The sequence below is a fragment of the Wenyingzhuangia sp. IMCC45467 genome (assembly GCF_054111205.1).
Genome location: NZ_CM134196.1, coordinates 1,205,267 through 1,230,504, shown reverse-complemented (window position 1 = coordinate 1,230,504; position 25,238 = coordinate 1,205,267). Strand labels below are relative to the sequence as shown.

23 protein-coding genes are annotated in these 25,238 nt (G+C 30.6%); 6 read left to right on the top strand and 17 right to left on the bottom strand.

Annotated features, from left to right (window positions below; all coding sequences use genetic code 11):
* Positions 1-6: 6 nt before the first annotated feature.
* Positions 7-3,351, bottom strand: coding sequence for a transglutaminase family protein (locus ACXGQT_RS05155; protein WP_457830334.1), 3,345 nt, complete (start codon positions 3,349-3,351; stop codon positions 7-9).
* 181 nt (positions 3,352-3,532) lie between these two features.
* Positions 3,533-4,426: a YihY/virulence factor BrkB family protein gene (locus tag ACXGQT_RS05150; RefSeq protein ID WP_457830333.1), complete on the bottom strand. Its 894-nt coding sequence runs from the start codon at positions 4,424-4,426 to the stop codon at positions 3,533-3,535.
* Between the two features lie 141 nt (positions 4,427-4,567).
* Here ACXGQT_RS05150 and ACXGQT_RS05145 point away from each other — a divergent pair, with 141 nt between their 5' ends.
* Positions 4,568-5,212: a hypothetical protein gene (locus tag ACXGQT_RS05145; protein WP_457830332.1), complete on the top strand. Its 645-nt coding sequence runs from the start codon at positions 4,568-4,570 to the stop codon at positions 5,210-5,212.
* A gap of 2 nt (positions 5,213-5,214) precedes the next feature.
* Positions 5,215-6,750 (top strand): GH3 family domain-containing protein, encoded by a 1,536-nt coding sequence (locus ACXGQT_RS05140; protein WP_457830331.1) that lies wholly within the window; start codon positions 5,215-5,217, stop codon positions 6,748-6,750.
* A 41-nt stretch (positions 6,751-6,791) separates the two neighbouring features.
* Here ACXGQT_RS05140 and ACXGQT_RS05135 read toward each other — a convergent pair whose 3' ends face one another.
* The 4 genes from ACXGQT_RS05135 to ACXGQT_RS05120 all read right to left on the bottom strand — a co-directional run bounded on the left by ACXGQT_RS05135 (position 6,792) and on the right by ACXGQT_RS05120 (position 8,444).
* Positions 6,792-7,697: a carbohydrate kinase family protein gene (locus ACXGQT_RS05135; protein ID WP_457830330.1), complete on the bottom strand. Its 906-nt coding sequence runs from the start codon at positions 7,695-7,697 to the stop codon at positions 6,792-6,794.
* Positions 7,698-7,812: 115 nt separating this feature from the next.
* Positions 7,813-8,019, bottom strand: a complete 207-nt coding sequence (locus ACXGQT_RS05130) for a hypothetical protein (protein ID WP_457830329.1) — start codon at positions 8,017-8,019, stop codon at positions 7,813-7,815.
* Between the two features lie 52 nt (positions 8,020-8,071).
* Positions 8,072-8,272: a hypothetical protein gene (locus ACXGQT_RS05125; RefSeq protein ID WP_457830328.1), complete on the bottom strand. Its 201-nt coding sequence runs from the start codon at positions 8,270-8,272 to the stop codon at positions 8,072-8,074.
* Between the two features lie 10 nt (positions 8,273-8,282).
* Entirely contained in the window at positions 8,283-8,444 is a 162-nt protein-coding gene (locus ACXGQT_RS05120) for a DUF1328 family protein (RefSeq protein ID WP_457830327.1), read from the bottom strand.
* A 218-nt stretch (positions 8,445-8,662) separates the two neighbouring features.
* Here ACXGQT_RS05120 and ACXGQT_RS05115 point away from each other — a divergent pair, with 218 nt between their 5' ends.
* Entirely contained in the window at positions 8,663-9,709 is a 1,047-nt protein-coding gene (locus ACXGQT_RS05115; RefSeq protein WP_457830326.1) for a helix-turn-helix transcriptional regulator, read from the top strand.
* Between the two features lie 16 nt (positions 9,710-9,725).
* Here the strand turns inward: ACXGQT_RS05115 and ACXGQT_RS05110 are convergent, their stop codons facing one another.
* From ACXGQT_RS05110 to ACXGQT_RS05075, 8 genes are all read right to left on the bottom strand, one after another.
* Entirely contained in the window at positions 9,726-9,920 is a 195-nt protein-coding gene (locus tag ACXGQT_RS05110) for a hypothetical protein (RefSeq protein WP_457830325.1), read from the bottom strand.
* A 12-nt stretch (positions 9,921-9,932) separates the two neighbouring features.
* Entirely contained in the window at positions 9,933-10,289 is a 357-nt protein-coding gene (locus tag ACXGQT_RS05105) for a hypothetical protein (protein WP_457830324.1), read from the bottom strand.
* Positions 10,289-10,618: a YtxH domain-containing protein gene (locus ACXGQT_RS05100; RefSeq protein WP_457830323.1), complete on the bottom strand. Its 330-nt coding sequence runs from the start codon at positions 10,616-10,618 to the stop codon at positions 10,289-10,291. Before ACXGQT_RS05100 ends, ACXGQT_RS05105 begins: the two co-directional genes overlap by 1 nt.
* Before the next feature lie 42 nt (positions 10,619-10,660).
* Positions 10,661-11,305 carry an SOS response-associated peptidase family protein gene (locus ACXGQT_RS05095; protein WP_457830322.1) on the bottom strand — a complete coding sequence of 215 codons (645 nt, stop codon included), beginning with the start codon at positions 11,303-11,305 and terminating at the stop codon, positions 10,661-10,663.
* Between the two features lie 41 nt (positions 11,306-11,346).
* Positions 11,347-11,838 carry a Dps family protein gene (locus tag ACXGQT_RS05090; RefSeq protein ID WP_457830321.1) on the bottom strand — a complete coding sequence of 164 codons (492 nt, stop codon included), beginning with the start codon at positions 11,836-11,838 and terminating at the stop codon, positions 11,347-11,349.
* A gap of 128 nt (positions 11,839-11,966) precedes the next feature.
* A complete protein-coding gene (locus tag ACXGQT_RS05085; RefSeq protein WP_457830320.1) occupies positions 11,967-12,872 on the bottom strand; it encodes a mechanosensitive ion channel family protein in 906 nt (301 codons plus the stop codon).
* A 114-nt stretch (positions 12,873-12,986) separates the two neighbouring features.
* Positions 12,987-13,751 (bottom strand): TIGR02757 family protein, encoded by a 765-nt coding sequence (locus tag ACXGQT_RS05080; protein WP_457830319.1) that lies wholly within the window; start codon positions 13,749-13,751, stop codon positions 12,987-12,989.
* A gap of 23 nt (positions 13,752-13,774) precedes the next feature.
* The gene (locus tag ACXGQT_RS05075) at positions 13,775-14,911 is read right to left on the bottom strand and encodes a hypothetical protein (protein ID WP_457830318.1); all 1,137 of its coding nucleotides are present in this window, start codon (positions 14,909-14,911) and stop codon (positions 13,775-13,777) included.
* Between the two features lie 335 nt (positions 14,912-15,246).
* Between ACXGQT_RS05075 and ACXGQT_RS05070 the strand changes: the two genes are divergently transcribed.
* The 3 genes from ACXGQT_RS05070 to ACXGQT_RS05060 all read left to right on the top strand — a co-directional run bounded on the left by ACXGQT_RS05070 (position 15,247) and on the right by ACXGQT_RS05060 (position 20,574).
* Complete coding sequence (locus tag ACXGQT_RS05070) at positions 15,247-16,761, top strand: alkaline phosphatase PhoX (RefSeq protein ID WP_457830317.1); 1,515 nt, start codon at positions 15,247-15,249, stop codon at positions 16,759-16,761.
* Positions 16,762-16,775: 14 nt separating this feature from the next.
* Positions 16,776-18,578 carry a cytochrome-c peroxidase gene (locus tag ACXGQT_RS05065; RefSeq protein WP_457830316.1) on the top strand — a complete coding sequence of 601 codons (1,803 nt, stop codon included), beginning with the start codon at positions 16,776-16,778 and terminating at the stop codon, positions 18,576-18,578.
* Positions 18,579-18,822: 244 nt separating this feature from the next.
* Positions 18,823-20,574 carry a leucine-rich repeat domain-containing protein gene (locus ACXGQT_RS05060; protein ID WP_457830315.1) on the top strand — a complete coding sequence of 584 codons (1,752 nt, stop codon included), beginning with the start codon at positions 18,823-18,825 and terminating at the stop codon, positions 20,572-20,574.
* A 127-nt stretch (positions 20,575-20,701) separates the two neighbouring features.
* Here ACXGQT_RS05060 and ACXGQT_RS05055 read toward each other — a convergent pair whose 3' ends face one another.
* The 3 genes from ACXGQT_RS05055 to cydB all read right to left on the bottom strand — a co-directional run bounded on the left by ACXGQT_RS05055 (position 20,702) and on the right by cydB (position 25,238).
* Positions 20,702-23,692, bottom strand: a complete 2,991-nt coding sequence (locus tag ACXGQT_RS05055; RefSeq protein WP_457830314.1) for an Ig-like domain-containing protein — start codon at positions 23,690-23,692, stop codon at positions 20,702-20,704.
* A gap of 122 nt (positions 23,693-23,814) precedes the next feature.
* Positions 23,815-24,099 carry a hypothetical protein gene (locus ACXGQT_RS05050; protein WP_457830313.1) on the bottom strand — a complete coding sequence of 95 codons (285 nt, stop codon included), beginning with the start codon at positions 24,097-24,099 and terminating at the stop codon, positions 23,815-23,817.
* Positions 24,100-24,164: 65 nt separating this feature from the next.
* The gene (gene cydB / locus ACXGQT_RS05045; RefSeq protein ID WP_457830312.1) at positions 24,165-25,238 is read right to left on the bottom strand and encodes a cytochrome d ubiquinol oxidase subunit II; all 1,074 of its coding nucleotides are present in this window, start codon (positions 25,236-25,238) and stop codon (positions 24,165-24,167) included.

Here is a 25,238-nt window from a genome sequence, read left to right as displayed (position 1 = left end):
AAGGTTCTATTTTTTACGCAAATCTAAGGTATTTGGGAATTCTTTATCCACTGGAATGGTTTTATATCTGAATTTTTTTGAACTTCCCAATTCTTCTACAGTTCTTCTTGGAGCTTCTGTTTCGCTTTGTGTAATTTCTTCAATTTGATCTACATCTGTTTGTGTTTCTCCAATATCCCAAAAACGGTTGATTCTTCTAGATTCCGCTTCAAAACTATTCACAGGAAAGGTTTCATAAGATCTACCACCAGGGTGTGCTACAAAGTATTTACAACCCCCAATAGATTTTCTACTCCAAGTATCTACAATATCAAAAGACAATGGAGTGTCTACACCGATAGTTGGGTGTAAGGCAGAATATGGATCCCAAGCTTTGTATCTAATTCCAGCCACAAATTCTCCTTTAGTAGAGGTAGGTTGTAATTGAACTTTAACTCCGTTACAGGTTAATACATATCTTTCATTTACAAAATTAGACACTTTTACTTGTAAACGTTCTAAGGATGAATCTACATAACGAGCGGTTCCTCCACCTGTCATTTCTTCTCCTAAAACGTTCCATGGCTCAATACCTGCTCTTAATTCTAAATGAATATTATTGATGTCTACCATTCCATGGAGTGGAAATCTAAATTCAAAGAAAGGATCAAACCAATCTAACTCAAACTTATATCCTGCTTTGTTTAGTTGGGTAACAATGTCTTTAATATCTTCTCTTACAAAATGTTCTATTAAAAATTTGTCGTGTAACTCAGTTCCCCATCTAACTAAGTCGTGTTCGTATGGTTTTTTCCAGAACCATGCTACCAATGTTCTTACTAGTAACATTTGAAGTAAACTCATTTGTGGATGAGGAGGCATATCAAAACCACGAAGTTCCAAAATTCCTAATCTTCCTGAGGTTGAGTCTGGAGAGTACAATTTATCTATACAAAATTCTGCTCTGTGTGTGTTTCCGGTTAAGTCTGTTAAAAGATGTCTAAACAATCTATCTGTTAACCAAAAAGGAACTTCACCATCTTTAGGTATTTGACTAAAAGCAATTTCTAATTCGTATAAATTTTCCATTCTGGCTTCATCAATTCTTGGAGCTTGACTAGTAGCTCCAACAAAAGCTCCTGAAAACAAATAAGACAATCCTGGGTGATGTTGCCAAAAAGTAAGTAAACTTCTTAGCAAACTAGGTTTTCTTAATAGTGGACTATCGGCAGGGCTTGTTCCCCCAAGGGTAACATGATTTCCTCCTCCAGTACCAGTGTGTTTACCATCTAACATAAACTTTTCTGTACCCAAACGAGCTTTTTTAGCTTCTCCGTACAAATTCATAGTGTTGGTAACCAATTCTTCCCAACTTTTCATTGGGTGTACGTTGACTTCAATAACTCCAGGGTCTGGAGTTATTTTCATAGATTCTACTCGGTTGTCATGTGGAGGGTTGTATCCTTCTAAAATAACAGGAATGTTTAATTCTTTAGCAGTAGCTTCAATAGAAGCAATTAAATCAAGAAAAGCATCAGCACTATCTAAAGGAGGTAAAAACAAATACAATTTACCTTCTCTTACTTCAGAACATATAGCTGTTCTAACAAAATATTTAGGTTTGTCGGTGTCTAAACCGTTAATACAAAAATCTTTATACCTTGTGTTTACTAGTCTTTTAAAACTAGGTAAAGGTTTACGTTCTTTAAATAAATCGGGTTCGTAAACAGGGAAAACTTCATATTCTGGTTTGGTAATTAGCGAGCTTAGTGGAAGTCTTAATCCTATTGGAGAAGTACCAGGGGTTAAGTGTAGGTTTTTACGTCTAAACACCCATTCGCTAGTAAACCATTTGTCTTTGTGTTTGTTTAGAGGTAAAACATATCCTACAGCTTTGTGTGTTCCTTGTGCTAAAATTTCGGCAAGTCTTTGTCTAATTAAATCTTCGCTATCAGGTTTGCTAATGTCTATATCTACAGGAATGTTTCCTTCTTCCCAAAGCATATAAAAAGCATCTTCATACGTGGGAATAATATGATTGTGGGAAACATTTAAATACTTACTAAGGGTTTTTAAAAAACGAATGTCAGCATCTTTAGGAACTGTTGGGTTTGGTGAAAAGCATGATAATAATTCAGGATTGTGCCAAATTGCTTTTCCATCTTTTCTCCAATATAACTGAATTTCCCATCTAGGTAAAGGTTCGCCTGGATACCACTTTCCTTGTGCATGATGTAGCATTCCGCCCACCCCTGTGGTTTCCATTAACCTTTTGGTTAAATCGTTGGCAAGTTTTCGTTTGTGAGGTCCATCAGCATCGGTATTCCATTCAGGAGATTCCATATCATCAATAGAAACAAAAGTAGGTTCTCCCCCCATGGTTAACCTAACATCTCCTTTTTGTAGATCACGTTCAACTTTATAACCTAATTTTTCAATGGCTTTCCATTGCTCTTCTGTATAAGGTTTGGTTACTCTGGGAGATTCTAAAATTCTGGTTACTGAGTTTTCAAACTCAAATTCAGTTTCAAATTTTTTATCTGTAATAATTCCTCCGGTAACGGCAGCAGCACTTTCGTAATGCGGGGTACAAGCAAGAGGTATATGTCCTTCTCCAGCCAATAAACCAGAAGTGGAATCAAATCCAATCCAACCTGCACCAGGTAAGTAAACTTCTGTCCAAGCATGTAAATCGGTAAAATCTTCTTCGGGACCAGAGGGACCATCTAATGATTTTTCATCAGCTTTTAGTTGTACAATGTATCCAGAAACAAAACGAGCTCCAAAACCTAAATGTCTCATTACTTGTACAAATAGCCAAGAATAGTCCCTACAAGAACCAGTACCACAGGCCAATGTTTCTTCTGAACTTTGTACTCCTGGCTCTAAACGGATGTTGTATTTTAAAAATTCATATATTTTTCTGTTGATGTCAATTAAAAAATAAATGGTTTTTCTAGGAGTGTAATCAATGGTTTTTAAAAACTCCTGAAGTAAATCACTATCCTCGGTGACTTCTAAATATGGAGTTAATTCTTTTTTGGTAATCTCACTATATTCAAAAGGATATTCCTCTGCACTGTCTTCTACAAAGAAATCAAAAGGGTTGATGGTTTTTAAATCTGCTACAATTTCTACAGCAATGGATAACTCTTTTGTTTTTTCTGGAAAGACAACTCTTGCTTGATAATTTCCAAAAGGATCTTGTTGCCAGTTAAAAAAATGGTCTTCTGGCTCAATTTTTAAAGAATAAGATTCTATAGGAGTTCTACTGTGTGGTGCAGGTCTTAACCTAAATATATGTGGTGATAAATTTACAGAACAATCGTACTTGTATTTTGTCTTATGAGAGATTACTACTTTTAGAGCCATATGTTATTACTTGTTGATAGTTTGTACGGGTTTATATACCCACTTTCTAAAACAAACTAAGGTAAATGAATTCTATTTTAGTTTTTCTGTTTTTCCTCAGTTTTAACAAAGATTTATTAATTAGTTATTATAAAGATATAATCTTATGTTTTTGAGGTATATAATTCCTAAACGTTGTACTTTAATCAACAAGTTTGGCATAACTGTTAGGAACAAGTCCTTTTCCGTATTTGGTAGCATAGACTTTGGTAAATTCTGCTCCTAAAAATAAAATTAGACAAGAATAAGAAACCCATAAAAGGATTAAAATAACTGAACCAGCAGCACCAAAAGTAGAGCCAGGATTTGTGGTTCCAAAGTAAATGCCTAAAGCATACTTTCCAATACTAAATAGTAAACTGGTTACAAAAGCCCCTAACCAAACATCTTTCCAAGAAATGATTACGTCTGGTAAAATTTTAAAAATAAAAGCAAATAGAATGGTTATTAATCCTAAAGGAATAAAAAAGTTAATGATTTGAAAAAGATATAATATATAGTTAGAAAAGTGACTTTGTATCCAATCTGTAAGAATGGTGATTAATGTTGTTAGTATAAGAGACATTAATAGTAAAAAACCAATAATTAAAACCAGCCCTAAAGAAAACAAACGATCTTTTATAAGTTTATAAAAACTGTTGCTAGGCAAAGGTTTTATGTTCCAAATACTGTTTAATGCCTTTTGTAGGGCTATAAACATTCCTGTAGCTCCATAAATTAAAGTGGCAAGTCCAATTATTAAAGCAATTTTAGACTGTTCTTCATCAAAAGAATTTTGAAGCATGGTTTCAATTAAATTAGCGGAATCATTTCCTAAAACGGAAGAAACTTCATTTATAATTTTAGATTTCACCTCATTCTTATTGTAAATAAGTCCTACAGAATGAATGGAAATAATAAGAAGGGCAGGAAAAGAAAATAAGGCATAATAACTCACTGCTGCACTCATTTGAAAAGGATTGTTTTTGGTCCAGTTTTTATAGGTTTCTACACTTAAATCTTTAAATACTATAAAATAATTGATAAGTTTTTTCATAATGCATTCCTTTTTTAAACAGATAACACAACGAACTTACTTTTAATTTTATAATTAATAAAGGGATCTACTCAATAGCGTTCATATTTAATGCATATGAATTCATAAAAAAAAGGATCTGTGTTTAACTTGTGCTTAGTTATGAAAACAAGCAAAGTAAAAATATTCATCTTACTTATTTTAATCGCATTAGGATTTTATCATTATATGAGCGCACAAGAAATATCAGACAAAATAATACCAGAAAAAATTAAAGACGAAGCCAATATAGCATTGTCTCATTATCCTGGCTTAGAAAAAACAGCCATAGAATTTGTTATAAAACCCAGTTTAAAAACATCTTTTATGAAAGCTCAACCTGTTTTTTCAACCATTTTAAATCCTACCAAGAGTAGAAAATATAAAATATACATCAGTCACAATTTTATGGTAGAAAACAAAAAAGTAAGTCTAGATGAAATACCTAAAAACGTTTTAATAGGTTGGTTAGGACATGAATTGGGGCACATTATGGATTATAAAAATAGAAGTGGTCTTAATTTGGTTTTTTTTGGTTTTCGTTACTTGTTTTCAGGTAAACATATTAGAGAAGCAGAAAGAGTAGCAGATTCTTATGCGGTTTCTAATGGAATGGGAGCGTACATTTTGGCAACCAAAAATTATATTTTAAATCATGCAGATTTTTCAGAGGTATATAAAAATAGAATTAAAAGATTATATGTTTCTCCCGATGAAATTTTAGAATTGATAGCAGAAACAGACAGTATTAACAACTTAAAAAAATAAAGATGGCAATTATAGGAAGTATTATAAAAACAGCAATAGAATTAAAAGAAACATTAACTCCAGAAGTATCACCCAAAGAAGCTCAATTAGAAGTTTTACAACATTTAATTGAAAGAGGTAGAGATACAGAGTTTGGAAAAGCGTATGAGTTTAAAAAAATATTAGCCTCGGAAGATATACAGAAAGCTTTTGCAGATAAAGTACCTTATTTTGATTATCATCAAATGGAAAGAGAATGGTGGTATAAAACTATTGAAGGAAGACCAAATGTAAGTTGGCCAGGAAGTCCAGATTATTTTGCTTTAAGTTCTGGTACTACTGGTAAAAAAAGTAAAAGAATTCCAGTTACGGATGAAATGATTACGGCTATTAGAGATGCTGGAATTAAACAAGTAGAGGCTTTGGCTAATTTTGATTTGCCATCAGAATTTTTTGAAAAAGAAATGATGATGCTTGGAAGTTCTACCGATTTAGATAAACGTGATGACAAATTGGAAGGAGAAATTAGTGGAATATCAGCAGCTAATATTCCTAGTTGGTTTAGAGGCTATTATAAACCAGGAGAAGACATTGCAAAAATAGATGATTGGGATGAAAGGGTAGAAGAAATTGCCGAAAGAGCTAAAGAATGGGATATTGCTGGACTTAGTGGAATTCCGTCTTGGATGGAAATGATGATGCAAAAAGTGATTGAACATCATGGAGCAAAAGATATACATGATATTTGGCCAAACTTACAAGTTTATACTTCGGGTGGAGTGGCGTTTTCTGCTTATGAAAAAAGTTTTAATAAATTGTTAAAACATCCTATTACGGTTATTGATACTTATTTGGCATCAGAAGGTTTTATTGCTTTTCAAGAAAGGCCAGAAACATCTGCCATGAAGTTAGTGGTAGACAATGGTATTTATTTTGAGTTTGTTCCTTTTGAACCAGAATATATTTTAGAAGATGGTTCTTTAGATCAAAACGCACCTGTATTGACTATTGATGAGGTAGAAAAAGATAAAGATTATGTATTGTTAATCTCAACTGTTTCAGGAGCTTGGCGATATTTAATAGGAGACACTATTGCGTTTACAGATGTAGCACGTGCAGAAATTAAAATTACAGGAAGAACCAAGTTTTTCTTAAATGTAGTAGGTTCTCAATTATCCGTTAGCAAAATGGATGCTGCTTTAAGAGAGCTAGAAAATAAATACGATATAGAAATACCAGAATTTACTTTGGCTGCTACTAGAATTAATGAAGAATTTCATCACCATTGGTATTTAGGAACGGATCATGCTTCTTTAGATGAAGTTGAAATAGCCAAAACTCTCGATCAATTATTATCAGAAGCTAATAATAATTATAAAGTGGCTAGAACAAAAGCCTTAAAAGGAATAAAAGTAAGTATAGTCCCTACCAATGTTTTTGCAGAATGGAATGCACATCAAAAGAAAAAAGGAGGACAGGTTAAAATGGAAAGAGTAATGAGTGAAGAAAAATTTAAAGATTGGGAAAGTTTTGTACATTCTTTAAATAAAGCTTCTTAAATAATAAATATAAAATCACCATGTATGATTTGACCTTTTTTTTAGTTTAAAGTATCTAAAAAATTATTGATTTCTTCTTCGCTAATGGTTGGGTTGGCTCCCTTATTACTAGCAACAATAGATCCCACTGCACAAGCAAAATTGATGGCTTTTTGAGCTTCTCCATTGCTTAATAATTGAGCTATTAAGGAAGCTAAAAAAGAATCTCCAGCACCTACAGTATCTACTACTGTAATTGTAAAACCTGGATTGTAATATAAATTACCCTTCCACAACAACACAGCTCCATCTTTGCCTTTGGTTACGCATAAAGCATGAGTATTGGTGTGTTTGGAAATAAAGTTAATGTTATCTTCAATAGTGGTAAAAGTGGAGCCTAATTCAGCAGAAATTTCTAACAACTCCTCATCATTAAATTTTATAAAATCAGCATGATTCATTAATGTTTTTAAAGTTTCCATTTTATAATGAGGAGCTCTTAAGTTAACATCAAAAACCTTATAGGGTTGATTGTTTTTTAATAGATAGTACAGGGTGTTTCTAGATACTTCATCACGACAAGCAAGGCTTCCAAACAAAAAAACATCAGATGTTTTTACAATATCATCCAATGTACTGTTATATTTCATTTTGTCCCAAGCAGAGGGATGTTTAATGGTATAAGTAGCTGATTTATGTTCGTCTAATTCAACATCAACCAATCCTGTAGGATAGCTGTTGGTAATAATTCCATTGGTGTTAATGTTTTGTTTTTGTAAATAATCAATCAGTATTTTTCCATCTTTATCATTTCCAATAGCGCTAATCATAGACACAGAAAATCCAAAAGAATTAATTCTTGAAGCTAAATTTAAAGGAGCACCTCCAATTTTTTTAACATCGTTAAAAACATCAAATAAAATTTCTCCGTAGCTAACAAATTTTATGTTTTTATTATCAAACATCATAATTATTATGGGGTTTAGGGTTGTTACAATAAAAAACCAGAGAATAATTTCTCTGGTTTCTTAGGATAATAAAGTTAAAATTTTATTTTGAAATTTTAATTAGTGAATCATTATATTATTCAGTAGCATCTTCGGCCTCATCTGCTACTTCTTCGGCAGCATCTTTAACGGCATCTCCAGCATCGTGAGCAGCATCATCAATATCGTCTCCTATTTGCTCCATTTTATCTTCTACTTTTTCTGAATTAGACTTCTCTTTACAAGAGAAAGAAATTACAGATATAAATAATACAATTGCGATTGGTAAAATTGACTTTTTCATGGTGTTTTATTTTTATGATTTTAATAAATTAATTTTTTTAAGATGATTTTTTTTAATCAGTGGCATCTTCCACTTCATCTGCTACTTCGTTAACAGCATCTTTAATTTCGTCTCCTACATCGTGAGCAGCATCACTTATATCGTCGCTAATTTCTTCAATTTTGTCTTCTACTTTTTCTGCTTGAGATTTTTCTTTACAAGAGAATGATAAAAGTGATGCACACATTACAATGGGTATGATTAATTTTTTCATGTTGTTTTAATTAAACTATTTTTTTTCCAAATAATAAGGAAAGTACAAAAAGAATAATAAATAAGAAAAATAGTATTTTGGCAATACTAGCAGCACCAGCTGCAATTCCTGTAAAACCGAATAATCCGGCTATAATAGCAAGTATAATAAATGATATGGTCCATCTTAGCATAACAATGTTTTTTTTAGTTAAACAAATGAGTAAAACAAGTTGTTTACTCTCTATTGTAAAGATACAACGATACTAAAGTTTGATTGAACGCAATCCGTTTGGATATGAACTCTATTGCTATTTTTTTAATTTTATGACTTATTGGTACTCGCTTTATAGTAAATGCTATACTTGATAAGTGTATCTTTACGTTATATAAAGTAAAAGAATCATTTGCTATGATAGAAATAAATATAACCGCTACTCATTTAGAAGAATCTGTTAAACAAATTCAGGCTCATTTAGGGGGGCAACTAACCGAAAAATGGGGAGAGCATATTTTAAAAATAAATAATAAAAAAGCTTTTGGAACTATTAGGTATATTGTTTTTGATAGAGGGGTTAGTTTGTTTGAAATAAACATGATTTTTTATGATGAGGTTTTGTTGCTTAGAGACACTTCTTTTTACAATCCTATTCGTTTTTCATACTGTTTAGAAGGTTTTTACCAGCATCATTTTCATAATTCTACAAAAAAACATAAGATTGGCCAGTTTGAATCTGTTATTACTTCTGGGAAAGATGGAGGGTTTAGTTATACCTATTTTCCTAAAGAAGTTAAAGTAAGAACTCATGAAATTCACGTACTAAGAAACAAGTTTTTAAAAAGAGCTATTACTCCTATGGATACTCTTAATAAGCAATTATATGAAGTGTTTTTAGATGAAGACCATGAAAATAAATTTTCTCATTATGGAGCTTATAACTTAAAGTTGGCAGATCATATTAATTTTATAGAAAACATTAAAAAGAAAGGGTTGATAAGAATGTTGTTAATAGAAAGTAAAGTTTATGAAATATTATCACAACATATTTTTCAGCATAACCAGGCTATGAATGGTAAGGTGTTAGAAACCTCATTGTTAAAAAGTGAATTAAAACTAATTAGAAAGTACGCTAAAAAAATTATTAAAGTACCTGCTGTAGATTATTCTTTAGAATCTATTTCTGAAGAAACAGGGTTAACACAAGCAAAATTACAAGAAGGTTTTAAATTGTTGTACAACAGAACCGTTACCGAGTATATTAGGCATGTTAGACTTAGAGAAGCTAGAGAGTTAATGAATACTACTGATATGAATGTGTCTGAAATAGTTTATACTGTTGGTTTTAGTAGTAGAAGTTATTTTTCTAAAATTTTTAAGGCTAAGTTTGATATTAGTCCAAGTGAATATTTAAAAAAGAGAAATGAAAAAACGCTTCTTCAAAAAGAAGAAGCGCAATAGTTATTATTTTTTTAAGCTATTTTCGGAATAAAAAACTTAGACCGTATTCACCAGCTTTTTTTAGTAAAAATACTTGTAACCATTTGTAAGGATTAAAATTGTTAATAGCACTGTTTTTAACATACTTTAATTCTTCTAAAGCAATTTTTCTCTTTAGCTGTAATACCTTTAAATCTTTATCTATTTCCGCTAAATTTTTATAATCTTTCATGTTGATTGAGTTTTAAGGTTTAGAGAAAAAAGTTTTAGAAATCATTTTAATAACACGACTTTCAATTAGTGGTTTTCTAAAAATATATACAAGTAAAGTAATTAAGAATAAAACTCCAGCAATAAAAAGTAATGCGTAATGTAAGCTGTTAAAAAGATCAATACATACTACAATACCCTCTATAATTAAGACAATAAAAGCCACAAACAATAGGGAACCAATAATAATGCTTTTAAAGAGTAGCGTAAAAGCAATACTCAATTGCTGAAACGCTTTTAACTCTACATACTCTTTAGTAGCATTTACATAGTCTTCGCTGCTTTTGGCAACTTGTCTAGATGTTTTATTTATGTTTTTTAATAAACTCATTATGATTTTTGTAATGTTTTATTCTTCTTTTTTAATATCTCAAGTTGCTTTTCTAAAGAAGTAATTACGTCTTCAGCTTTATGGCTTCCGGCAGATACCATATCTTCAATTTGCTCCTCTAAAGTTTCCTTTTTGGTACTAATACTATCGGCAACACTGTTTCTAAGTGATTCTGCTTCATTTACCAAAGTTTCTCCTGTTTCGGTTACTTTTTCTTTAATAGCTTTTCTTGTTTTGCTACCTTTTGCAGGTGCAAATAATATTCCTAAGGCAGCTCCTACTGTTGCTCCTGCTAAAATTCCTAATGCTGTATTTGTGTTGTTACTCATGTTTTTTGATTTAAAAATTAATAAATTATTTTGTTGATGATGTTAAGAATATTCTAAAGAGTTTTTAACCTCAGTTATATTCAATTGTAAAGAGGAAGATTTCTGTATAAAACCCTCTAAATTATCTATGGTTATATCATCGGATAACCATAAGTTTTTGTATCCACTATCTATAATAGTGGGCATATATTTGGTTAAGTTTTGATACTTTTTAATAGCCTCGTTTTGATGTGTTAACAATAAAGTAAACGTTAAAAAACCATCATTTAACTTATTGTAATAACCTGCCACGTAAAACGGTTTTTGGTTCTGAGCGACTATATGATATTGATATGTTTTACCATCTCTTAAATAAGTAGTGAAAAATCCTGTTACTAAAATTAAACAACGATTAATATTTTCTAACTTATCAATAAGAATGTTGTTTTTTAGCTCATCACTTTTAACGGTTAGTGTATCTACTAAATCTTGAAACTCTAACCAGTCATCGTTGTAATTTTTTGGTAATAATCCCCAAATTCCATATGAAATTTCTTTACTGTTTTCTTGGGTTATAATAGGGATAATGGTTTCTTCTTTACCTGTAATGATATAAGATTTTTTATACAGCTCAGGGTGTTTTAATGGAATTCCTGTGAATTCCACCAATTCCTGTTTTGTGGCCATATTTGAAATTCTTATTTTCATTATAATTTTTTTAGGGTATTCATGACTTATTTGTTTTAAGTCTAGGCAATCTCTTTTTCTTTAACACTTTTTTTAGACCAAGCACTTAACATCCAACTTGTTTTTTCAAGTTCTCTAATATAAGCACCAATTAAATCAATGGTTCCTTCGTCTTCGGCGTTTTCACAAACTTTAATAATGTGTGACATTTTAGAAATTAAAATTCCGTGGTCAGCTAATAAGGTTTCAACCATTTCAATATCTTCTAACAAAGTGTCCGATTCCTCTATTTTAGCTATTTCTAAATAATCACTATATCTACTAACCGGATGATGCCTTAAAGTTAAAATACGTTCTGCAATTTCATCTATTTTAGTTCTGGCATCAGTATACATTTCTTCAAACTTTTCATGTAAGTCAAAAAAACTTCTACCTTCTACGTTCCAATGAAAATTTCTTAGTTTTTGGTAATAAATATGATATTCGGCTAACAAACCATTTAACTCGCTTACTACAGGTATTAATTTCTCGTTATTTTGATTTAAATAATTCATTTAATATAAATTTTAGGGTTCATAAATAAGTTGTTATAAAGTGATTAACAACTGTGTATTACAAAGATAAGCCAGGTATACGTTGTTACTTAGCTCATATAGTTTACATATGAACTCTTTTCAAAATATTATGATTCATTTGAGTTTTTAACAGTATTAATTGTAATGTTTTTTGGGAGATCCAATGTTCTAATAGGGAATGGAATGTTGATGTTGTTTTGCTTAAAGGCTTCTTTAATAAGCATAATGCTTTCACTTTTGGCTTTGGCTACTTCTAGTGCAGAGGTTGAGTTGATCCAAAAACGTAATTCAAAATTAATAGAGCTATCACCAAATTCGTTCCATAAAAATAGAACTTCGTTTTTATTGGTAACCACATCAAAATTATTAAGAATGGTATTTATAGTTAATTCTTTTACCATTCTTAGGTCAGATTCATACCCCACACCACATACTAAAATAACCCTAGATTGAGCGGTAGAAGAATAGTTTTTAATAGGGGTTTCCACAACTAGTTTGTTAGGAATATAAACCAAGTTGTTGTCTATTTGTTTAAGAGTAATGGCTCTTAAATCTATATCTACAATTTCACCTTCATAATCATTGGTTTCAATCCAGTCACCATATTTAACTTGTTTTATATAAGAAAGCACAATTCCAGAATAGGTGTTAGAAAGAACACCCTGTAAGGCTAAACCAACGGCCAAACCAGCAACTCCAACACCCGCTAAAATGGTATTTAATACTTTGTCTAAGTTAAGTATAGATAGCACTAAAAAGAGACCAAATAAAATAACTACAATAGCAATAAATTTAGAGATTAAACTCTTCATAGAATGCTGTAAGTTGGTTTTATGTAATAGCTTTAAGCTGATTTTACTAATTTGCTTAGAGGCTATAATTACCAAGAAAAAAACGACTATGGCAATTGCAATATTAGGAAGGTTTGAAATAATAATATCTAGCCAAGTAGCTACTTTTTCTGACATTTTATCCCATGCTTGATGAGCTCTTTTAGTAATAGTAAGTGCCATATTTATAATTAATTAAGTTAGGTAACTATAAATATAAGCAAGTATTATAGTTTTTTATGATCTTATATAATTTAGATATGAACTTATTTAATAAATATGATTGTGCTTTAGATTTTAAAAACCTTCAAAAACTCCCAAACCAAAAAGAGCAAAATCATATTTAACAGGATCTTTTTTGTCAAGTTTTCTTAGATTGGTATCTAATTCCAATAAGGCTTTTGCATCATTTTGTTTGCGGGAAATAAAACCTAATTTTCTACCCACGTTTCCGGTGTGTACATCTAAAGGGCACGATAGGTAAGAAGGAGAAATACTTTTCCATATTCCTAAATCAACTCCGAGTTTGTCTTGTCTTACCATCCAACGTAAAAACATATTAATACGTTTGGCAGCAGAACCTTTTAACGGATCTGAAACATGTTTGGTTGTTCTTATGGGGTGCTCTATTTCAAAAAACACTTTTTTAAACTCATGTATGGCAGGTTGTAAAGAATTGTTAGAAATGTTTTTGGCAAATAATTTTTCTAAACCTTTATGGTTTGTATATATGTTTTTTAAAGAAGTGATAAAAAATTGCAAATCAATACCATTAAAAGTTCTGTGTTTAAAATCTGCTAATTTTTCTAAATCCTCATTTGTATGGTGCATTACAAAATCGTAGGGATTGTTGTTTAGTAAATCCATCATTTGCAAGCAGTTTTTAATAATCATTGGGCGTTTCCCCCATGAAATTGTAGCAGCTAAAAAACCAGCAATTTCAATATCTTCTTTTTTAGTAAACAAATGTGGTATTTGTACAGGATCACTTTCTATAAAATCACGATTGTTATATTGTTCTACTTTATTGTTTAAGAATTCTTTTAATTCGGTTTTGTTCATTAGTGCTTTTAAGAAATTAATTGCTAATAAGATTTATTACTTCTGCTTGAATTATAATCAGTAGCTTTTGTGTCATCATCATCGTTGTTACTATCATCAGTACTTATAATACTTGTAGAGCGATTACTTCTGCTTGAATTGTAATCAGTCGCCCTAGTGCCATTATTTTCATCATCGTTGTTACTATCATCAGGACTTATAATACTTGTAGAACGATTGCTTCTACTTGAATTGTAATCAGTCGCCCTAGTGCCATTATTTTCATCATCGTTGTTACTATCATCAGGACTTATAATACTCGTAGAACGATTGCTTCTACTTGAATTGTAATCAGTTGCCCTAGTGCGATTATTTTCATCATCGTTGTTACTATCATCAGGACTTATAATACTTGTAGAACGATTACTTCTGCTTGAATTGTAATCAGTAGCTCTTGTACCTTTACGACCTTTATTTAAATCTATACGCATCCCAAAATTTACATTAAGAGATGAAAAGGAAAAAGTTTGGTTTTTAAAAGGTATTGTGCTAGCTAAATCTGGATCTATATCACCTGTAGGGGTTTCAGCTTTTGACAGATCTCGTGTACCATAATTAATATCTCCATTTAGGTTTGTAGAATATTCAGAGGCTAAGTAAAAAGACAAACCATTACATATTTTTATTACAATATTTATTCCTACTCGAGCATTTAAGTTTGTTGTATTGGTTTTTTCAAAGTTAGTTGTTACAGCATCAGTATTAGGGTAAAAGTCATTAATTTCAGGAATGTTAACAAAAGAAAGCCCTAATCTTCCATACAATCCTGCTGAGAATTTTTTACCTCCAATATTATATTGTGGCCCTATGTTTATGGAGGTAGCATTCCACGTTTTGTTAGAAATGCCATATTTACGTTTAATAGGTAAAGAGTTATAATTTGTATTTAAGCCTATGGATAGTTTGTCACAGAATTGTTTGTTTATCATTAAGGCACTATTAAATCCAGTATCTGCAAATTTTTTAAAATCTCCCATTGGTAAACTCATACCATTTATAAACTCTAGAGAATAGGAAGGAGTTTTTACAGGGATTTGCGAAAAACCAATACCAAAAGTAAATAGTAAAATACCTGCAAATATAAATTGACGAATTGATTTTAAGTTTTTAAAAGTATCCATAGCAGTCTAGTTTTAGGTATTTATCCGTTATATGCTAATTTAAGGTTTTTAGTTTAATGCCAATTTTAATAGCAATTCTACATAAATGGTTTTAATATTTGATGAATATAAATCTTTATAGCCAATCTAAATAAGAGTATTACTCAATATTAACATGGTAAGTCCTTTAAAATAAATGATTAAGAAAAAGAGCTATAGCATAAGTTGTAAATTTCTTAACAAACTTTACATAGGACTAACACAAATAGTAGGTTTTCTTAAAATTTAGCTTACATGTTTTAGGTACTACGGTTGTTATGTTTGCTACATCAAAAAACAAAACAAATTATTTTAAAATGAAAAAATTATTAAAATTATCATCATTAGCTATTGTTGCTGCTTTGGCAATTTCTTGTGGAGAAGATGGTTTAGATGGAGTTAATGGAAAAGATGGTGTAAACGGAACAGATGGTACAAACGGAACCAATGGAGCAAATGGTTCAGATGCATCCGTTTATTTAACTGCTTCAAAGTCACCAACATTATTAAAAGTAACAAGTGATTTTGTTAATTTAAAAATCACACCTATTTTAACCTCAGAAGATGTAATTCCAAATAGTCCAGATTTTGTTTATGGATCTATGGCTGATGGTGCAGGGTTAATTGATAATGGAGATGAAACATTTACATTAATAAATAATATTGAAGCAGATTATGCTATTGCTCGTATTCAGTTAAATAAAAATTTAAGACCCTATTACGGAGAATACATTTTAAATGCTACTGCTACTGCTGAAACTGCTCAATGTTCAGGTACTTTAATTACTCAAGAAGAACACGGATTTGGACCTTTGTATTTGTCAGGAGGTGAATGGGGTGGTGCTTCAAAAGGAGTGTTTGTAACAGATCCATCAAAAAGTGTAGATGATGCTAGTACAGGAGAGTTGTTAACTGTTATGGGACAATGGTCTACAGAAAATGCAGTGCCAATTGGAAAAGATGCATATACAGATAAAACAGTTGTATTTATTGGAGATGATGATTCTAATGATATTGTACCTTCTGGTCAATTAGGAATGTATGTTGGAGATAGAGGTGATTTAGAAGGTGGTAAACTATATGGTTTAAAAGTAACTTCTGCAGGTATTGATTTTGAAATGGATATGGTAGAAGGAACTGAATACAACGCTGAGTTTGTAGAGTTGACAGAAAAAGAAATTACTGCTTTAGATACAGAAGCTAAAACAAAAGGAGTAATGGGATTTGCTAGGTTAGAAGATATAGATTGGAGAAGAGGTTCTGCTGCAAACCAAAGAGAAATATACTTTTGTGTAACAGGTAGAATTAAGCCAGATTTAATAGGAAAAGGAACTTCTTTAGGGAGAGTATATAAAGTTGTTTTAAACGATACTGATCCTACAGGAGCTTGTAAAATTACATGTGTGTTAGATGGTGATAAAGATGGAGGTAAGGCAGATGGTTTTCACTCTCCAGACAATATTCTGGTAACAGAAAACTATGCATATATTCAAGAAGATCCTAATGGATATTTAGATACTTCAGTTTATGGTTATGCAAAATTGTATCAATATAACCTTAACACAGGAGCTATTAAAACAGTTTTAGAATGTGATCAAAATAGAGCGGCTAATTTAGGATATGGTTCAACCTCTAGTAGATGGGAAATCACAGGAATGATTGATGTTACAGATGTGGTTAATAATGGAGATAATAACTTTTTATTAATTACTCAAAATCACGGATGGAACCCTGCAGATGGAACTTCTTTTACAGACCCATTGGCTAACACAAATTTATCAAATTCAAAAGAAGGTTCTATGCTTTACTTAATTAAAGGTTTAGAAAGATAATTTTAAAGAACATCATGAATAACATATTATTTATGAAAGCTAAGGCATATACTTTTGGTATATGTCTTTTGCTTTTAACAACAATGGCTTGTAACAGTAAAGAAACTCCTATTTCTATCAATAAAAAAATAGAGACTTTTTACATTTCAGAATTAAGTGATTGTATCAATATATTAGATGCTATTTCGCTTACAAAAAAGATAGAAGATAACATATTACTATATAAAAATGCCCGTGAACATTTTAAAAACATTGAGCCTATATTGGCATCTATTGATGTAAATAATTACAAATCTTTAAATGCTCCTAATATTTTACAGGTTCAAGAAGAAGATTTAACCGATATTAAAATAAGAAATCCTTTTGGTTTTCAGGTAATTGAAGAATTGCTTCACGAATCTGAAATAGATAGTTTAGCAATAGAAAACACCGTTTCTATTACTAAAAACAGGTTAAAACTAATTAAAAAAAACACACGTATAAGTTTAAAAGATTATCATACAATTTGGTTATTAAGAAATCAAATTATTAGAATTGCTACCACAGGAATTACGGGTTTTGATTCTCCAGTATTAGGACAATCTCTATTGGAGTCTCAATACACATATAATACTTTAATAAAGATCATAGAGATTTATAAAGATTCTTTTAAAACAGATGATTTAAAAGATAAAATGATTGCCTCGTTTCAAAAATCAATTAAAGATTTAAATGGAGACTTTAATAATTTTGATAGATATGCTTTTATTAAAAACAATACAGATTATCAATTAAAGTTATTAGTTGAGGTTCAAAAAGATTGGGGAGTTGAATTTCCTTTTGAGATGGCATTATCGAACAATATGACTTCTCTTTTTGGTAAAAATGCTATTAACGTATCTTATTTTACTGATTACAAAAGTGACACCACACAAATTAAGAAAAAACAAGAATTTGGTAAATTATTGTTTAACGATAAAATATTGTCAAAAAACAACAATTTGGCTTGTGCATCTTGTCATGTAAAGGAATTGGCTTTTACAGATGGTAAAAAAACTTTCAGTAATAAACAAAAAAGAAACAGTCCCACACTTACCTATGCAGCTTATCAACAATCCTTTTTTATGGATGCTCGTGTAGGTGGGCTAGAAGGTCAAATTGTAGGGGTTGCTAATAATCATGATGAATTTAATTTACCAATGGATTCTATTGTAAATAGAGTTGTTAAAACACCTAAATACAAGAAAATGTTAGATTCTTTATATGGTGCAAAAAGAAGAGATTTTAATATAAGACATGCAATTGCATCATATATAAGAACCTTAAATAGTTTTGATTCTAAGTTTGATAATAATATTAGGGGTGAAGAAAATACTTTAACCGCTTCAGAAAAAAAAGGTTTTAACTTATTTATGGGAAAAGCGGTTTGTGCAACTTGTCATTTTCCTCCATTATTTAACGGAACGGTTCCTCCAAATTTTACCGATACAGAATTAGAATTGTTAGGAGTTCCTGAAAATAATGATTCTATTAATGCTGTAATTAGTAGTGATTATGGGCGATATGATATTTTTAAAACTAAAGAAAGAAAACACTTTTTTAAAACACCAACAATAAGAAACATTGCTCTAACAGCTCCATACATGCACAACGGAGTTTACAATACTTTAGAAGAAGTGATGGATTTTTATAACAAAGGAGGAGGGCAAGGAATTGGAATTCACGAAGAATATCAAACTTTACCTTTTGATCATTTAGATTTATCGGATGAAGAAATACAAGATATTATTGCTTTTATGAAAACTTTAACAGATGTACCATTGGATAAAGAGTATTAACAATAATAATGTGTTTTAAAATCGTAATTATATTAAAACATCAATTTGATAAATACGTTTTATAAAACAATAAAAATACTGAATATTAAAAAGGAATAGAGCTGTAGCTCTATTCCTTTTTTTGGTTGATTTACTATTTAAGTATTGTGAAATTTACCCTATTGGTATATTGATTTATCTTATTGGGCTAATCAAATTATGTAGTGGACTCTATTTTTGCGTAGTCAACTAATAATTAAAAAAAATGAAATTAAAATTACTTTTAACATGTTTATTGACCTTTGCATTTGCTAAGGCTGAATATTTTGAATCAAACGGAATACGTTATAATACTACTGATACGAACACTGTAGAAGTAGTTGCACTATCCTCTGGTAAATATACAGGAGCTATTACAATTCCTGATACAGTAGTTTATAATGCTATAACCTATACAGTTACAGGAATTGGTAATGCGGCTTTTTATCAAAATGAAGAGTTAACAAGCATTATTTTTCCTACAGGACTTTTATATATAGGTCAAAATGGTTTTTTAAGTTGTAAAAAACTAACTAATTTCACATTGCCTGCAGGCTTTACAAGACTTGGTTCTACTGCTTTTTATGGATGTTTAGCACTAACAAGTGTAGTGATTCCAGATGGAGTTACTGAGATCAAAGATCAAACTTTTGAAGGTTGTAGTAACTTAGTAAGTGTTGCTATACCTAGTGGGGTGACAAGTATTGAAAGAGAAGCTTTTAATGGTTGTAGTTCTTTAGCAAGTATTACTTTACCTGCTGGACTTACAGAAATTATTGAAAATACATTTAGTGGATGTGAGAGTTTAACAACAATTACATTGCCAAATAGTATTACAACTATTGGTGATAGTGCTTTTGAGGGATGTTCAGATTTAGAAAAAGTGCAGGTTGAAAATGCAACACCATTTACTATTGGAGAAGATGTTTTTTCTGATATTTCTAGCTTAGCCTATTTATTAGTTCCAAGCGGGAGTGTAAGTGCTTACGAAGGTGCAGATGGATGGAGTGATTTTTCTGTCATTACTTCTACAGAGGCTAGGTATTTTGTCGCAAATGGAATTCGTTATTTAAGTTTTGATGGTACTACAGTAAGCGTTGTCCCTTTAGATTCGGAGAATAAATATGAAGGAGACATTACGATTCCAAGTTCTGTAATTAATGAATCTGTAACATATAGTGTTACAAAAATTGCTAAAAATACTTTTTATGAAAATGAAGAGTTAACAAGTGTTACGATTTCAAATGGTGTAACAACTATTGGAGATAGTGCTTTTGAAGATTGTACAGACTTATCAAGTATTATTTTACCAGCAGGACTTACTGGAATTAGTGATAATTTGTTTAGTGGATGTGAAAGTTTAACATCAATTACATTACCAAGTGGTGTTACGACTATTGGTGAACAAGCATTTTTTGAAACAGGTCTAACAGCTATATCTTTACCAAGTGGGGTGACAAGTTTAGGTTTTGCAGCTTTTGCTTTTTGTACTAAAATAGAGAGCATAACATTACCAAGTGGAGTGACAAGTATTTTAGATTATTGCTTTTATGGTTGTTCTAGTTTGTCTGAAGTTATTGTAGAAAACCCTACACCTGTAGTTTTTGGTTCAGGTGCTGGTGTTTTTACTGATATTGATTCTAACGCTGTTTTAACAGTACCTCAGGGTGCCAAATCCGATTATGAGTCAGCTACTCTTTGGCAAGATTTTACTACTATTAATGAAATGACAACTTTAAGTGTAGAAGAAAGAGTTTTTGATGATAACCTTACTATTGAAATGAACCAAAACACTTTGGTTGTATATGCCAATAGTGATATTGTTTTTAAAGAAATAAACCTATACAGTATTAATGGGGCGGTAGTAAAAGTAAATCATCAATCAACAATTGATATTTCAATGCTTTCAAAAGGAATTTATATTTTAAATATAAGTACTAATAAAGGGGTGTTTACCAAAAAAGTAATTAAACAGTAATTTTTAAAGGAAAAAGTTTATACAGATATTTAAAAAGCTCCATTTTGCAATGGAGCTTTTTTGTTTTAGAAGTTGAGATTTCTAAAAATCTGAACAATTGTGAAAATGTAAAATAGAATTACTCTTTTTATCTTTTTATAAAACTTTTTATTCCAACTCCTTTTGAAGTAATAATTTTAATAAAGTACGTTGAGGGAGGAATATTTTCTATAGAGAATGTAGAGGTTTTGGCTTCCATAACAACCTGTCCCAATGTATTATAGATTTCTGATTTTACTAACGTTATCTCTGAGTTTAATTCGATGTTTAATTCTGATTTTGCAGGATTTGGGTAAATAGATATATGATTTAAATCTAGATTATTGTTAAATGATAGTGAATGACCTAAACTTTGATGGTTTGATTTTATTTCAGTAGTATTTAAACTTATTTTAGCATTGGTTTGATTTGTAAAACATGGATCAACCTGAACGGAAATATAATACTCATAGGTATTGTTAGCAACATCGGCTGTAATGTCATTAAATGAATTACTATTAGAAGAGACTGAACCAATTAATTGAAATTCTTCTAGGTTTGTTTTTCTATATATATTATAAGTTGTAACGTCAGTTCCTTCATAGTGAGACCAATTTAAGTTTACAGTTTGATTTACTGCAACACTACTCTGTAATAATATTGTTTTGTGTAAACTAGAGTTTGAAGAAGTAATTCCACAATTACTAATAGACCTAACCTTGTAGTTGTATGACTGTGTTATGTTATTAGATGTTTCATCTAAAAATGAATTTTCGTTAGAGGGAATTGTACCAATTGTAGTGTAAACATTAGCAATATTTGTTTCTCTTAAAATTTCATAAAAAGCAACATTATAGCTTCCTTTATTATCTATGTAAATTCTGTTTTTTGTGACTTCGGAGTCATCACTAGATACATAACAAATACTTAAATCATTGTATTGTGGAGTTAAAAGTATTTCAAAATTTTTATAGAAGGTATGATAATCATCTGTGATAGATAAATGATATCTTCCACTAACAAGTTCTGTTAAATTAGGAATGTTTTCTTGACCATAAGGAATTACTCCTCCATTACTTGCAGACCAATTATATGTAATATCACCAGAAGTCTCATTAACTTGGGTAATATTAATTTCTCCGGTACCTGAATTTCCTGCACATGAAGAATAACCCGTAGTGTCATAAGTTATATCAATATCATTAATGTTTGTTATATTAATTTCTAAAGACCTTTCAAAAGACTGATTATTTTCATCTGTTGTTTTAATACGAATTGTTAGACTTTCTTGCTCTTCATAATCAAAAGAGTTACTAGTGTATAAGTAGTTATTATTATATATATAAAAATCAGTATTATTATCATCTCCTACTCCTGATACAAATTCAAAAGTGTGATTGTCTGATGGTAAATCGATATCTGAACTGCTAAGTAAACCAACGAAGGATCGTTGATAAGAATTTTCTTCAATAGATTGATTAGATAAGATAATGTCTGTGGGTGAGTTATTATTTATAGGGTTAATTATAATATGTACAAAAGCAACATTGCTATCAAATTCTCCATCATTTGTTTTATAACTAAATCTATCTGATGTTGTTTCAGAACCGTTATGTTCGTAAGAAAAAGTTCCATCTGAATTTAATGTTAATGATCCATGTGTTGGTTCGCTAACTATACTAGCAGTAAACGGGTCTCCTTCTGTGTCTGAATCGTTGTAAAGTAGAGTAGTGGCATTAGCAGAGACTCCCGTATATGTTGTTGTTACTGTTGCACCTTCATCAACTTTAATATAGTCGTTATTTGCGGTTGGAGGATCATTAACAGCATTAACCGTTATAGATATATTTGCTGTGTTACTTGTGTATTGTCCATCATTAGCAGTAATAGTAAAATTATCAGAACCATTAAAGTTTTGGAAAGGGGTATAAGTAGCGGTATTATTTCTTATGTACACATATCCATTGGTAGGATAAGAAACGATCTTATATGAAAATTGATCACTATCTGGATCAGTTGGTTCAAGATCTATATTTAATTTAATATCCTCATCTGTAGAAACAGATTGATTAGGTAAGATAGGAACAGCATCAGTTGTTGAGTCAGGGCAACCTGTAGTTGGTGATGTAAAATTTACTAGACCAAAGTTTATATCATCTATCCCATGATAAATATGATTCTCTATTTCATTAAGGTCTTCTGTCCCCCAACAATTATTTGAAAAATCTGCTTCATTTGATCCTGTGTTTATAACATCAAATTTAGAGTTATTATAGATAGTGTTGTTAGAAACATTAATACCAGTTTCAAAATATCCTATTCTAACTCCGGTAGAATTATTCTTAATAGTATTACCAGTCATCTCAGAAGTAAATGAACTAATTGATAAGAAATTTTTATCTATTGCTACTTTATTATTTATAAAAGTAGAGTTTGTTAATTTTGTATAGTTGGCGAATAAACCTGTGTCTGTATTTCCATCAAATATACATGAGTTGACATTACTTTCAGTTAATTCTGCACCTATTCGATTATTTTTAAATTCACAATTTTTTAAGTTTACTTCATCATGATAATTAGCAATTCCCTTATCATTATTTATGAATTTAGTATTTTCTATAGTAACGCCCCATTGAGGTCCTCCCGAATCAGCTTCAATCCCATTGTAATTATGTTGAAAAATAGAATTTTTAATACTACTTGAAATTGCATGGTTAGTATGTATGGCACTATAAGCATATTCAAATGTTGTATAATCAAATATATATCTTGCTCTAAGTTCAATTTTGATTTCTTTCCATGATTTTTTTTGGGGGCTAGGACTATTTGATGTAAATTTTATTTTGTTGGAATGATTACCTTTGGCTATAATGGTACCTTGCACACGTAACTGTACACCATCATTGAACTTAACAGTAACTCCGGGCTCTATAGTTAATGTTTTATTTTCAAAAATAACTATATCATTAGTAACTATATAAGGGCTATTAACTAAACCCCATGTCGTATTTGTGGTAATGCCCCCAGAGACATTAGTTTGTGCAAAGTTTACTGATGCTATTAGCAGCAACAGCTTTAATAATAAGTATGTTTTTTTCATTTTTATTTTTTTTTGCAAAGATAATTTTATATACTAATATCCTAACTTAAAGTATATGTTTTTTAAACATGAGGAGCTCTCTATGCCATAAAAGATATAGGGGTATGATAAGAAGGCAATAATTATTTTTTTATTTTTAAAGCTAAAAGCAAGCCTAAAATTCCACCCAAAGCAGAAACCATCATATTAACAATAAATAACAAAAGGTTTAGGTGTCTATCTATTACAATATGGTTAGGAGCAAAGCCTAATCTACCAAAAGATTTGATGAACAAAATACTACCAAAAACACCAATAATAGTGTTTCCTGTAAAACCCAAAAAATTGTTTTTAGAAATATAAGCATACAAGTTTGCACTTATAATTCCAACTAAAATACTAAGTAGAGAGATAGACGTTTCTGTCATTTTTTAGTTTTTATAAGGTAAAAGTATTTTAATTCTATTTTCTTAATTAGTCTAGAACTAAGCAGTTAATGTCCATAATCCATATCATCAATTTTACCTGCTGTTAATTTCTTTTGAATGATGAAATAAATAATGATTAAGATAATTCCGATAATCATCCAAGGCATGGCTACAGACATTCCGTACTCACTTGTTGTGGTATTATAAATGGTTAAATCTGGATTGATGTTATTGGTAGAAGGAAGTAAAGTAGGAAACATAGTTGCTAGTGTAGAAGTAATTCCACCAACAATCATTAGGGTAGAACATACAAAAGCATAAACTTCTTTTTTAAACTTTTTAACAAAAAAGGCTCCTATTAAACCTACAAAATAGACCATTGGAAATATTAAAAAGGCAGGATATTCTAAATAATTAGCCAAAGGATGTGGTTCTATAATATGCCAAATACTCACAGAAAAAACAGTAAATACGGCCAAGGCAATATTTAAATTAAACACCACAGATTTTAGTTTTGTATTAATACTAGCGTTGGTTTTTAAAACAATCCAATTGGCACCGTGAATAGCAAGAGTGATTACTGCAATAATTCCAATAACAATGGTAAACCAATCAATTACTCCAGGATGTGTGGTAGAGGGGCTAAAACTACTGTTCCATAGCGGTAAAAAGAAATAATGAGCTTCATAAGCAGAAACACCATTTTCTACACCCCCTAAATTAACTCCTCTAGCTACGTTTCCTAGTGCAATTCCAAAAAACAAGGTTAATAGTAAGCTAGAAACCCCAAAAGATTTATCCCAAATGGTTTTCCAAACAGGATGGTCTATTTGACCTCTTAACTCTAAACCAATAGCTCTAAAAATAATAAGCCATAAAACAATAATTAAAGGAAGATAAAAACCGCTAAAGGCAGAAGCGTATAAAGTAGGGAAAGCCATAAAAAGCAATCCACCAGCAGCTACCAACCAAACTTCGTTAGAATCCCAAAAAAGTCCAGCAGCTTTAGAAATTACTTCTTTGTCTTTTTCTGTTTTGGCAAAGAATAAATGAATGATTCCCGTTCCAAAATCGTAACCATCTAAAATGAAAAAAATGGTTAAAACCAGTGCTATAATAATAAACCAAAAAATTTCCAT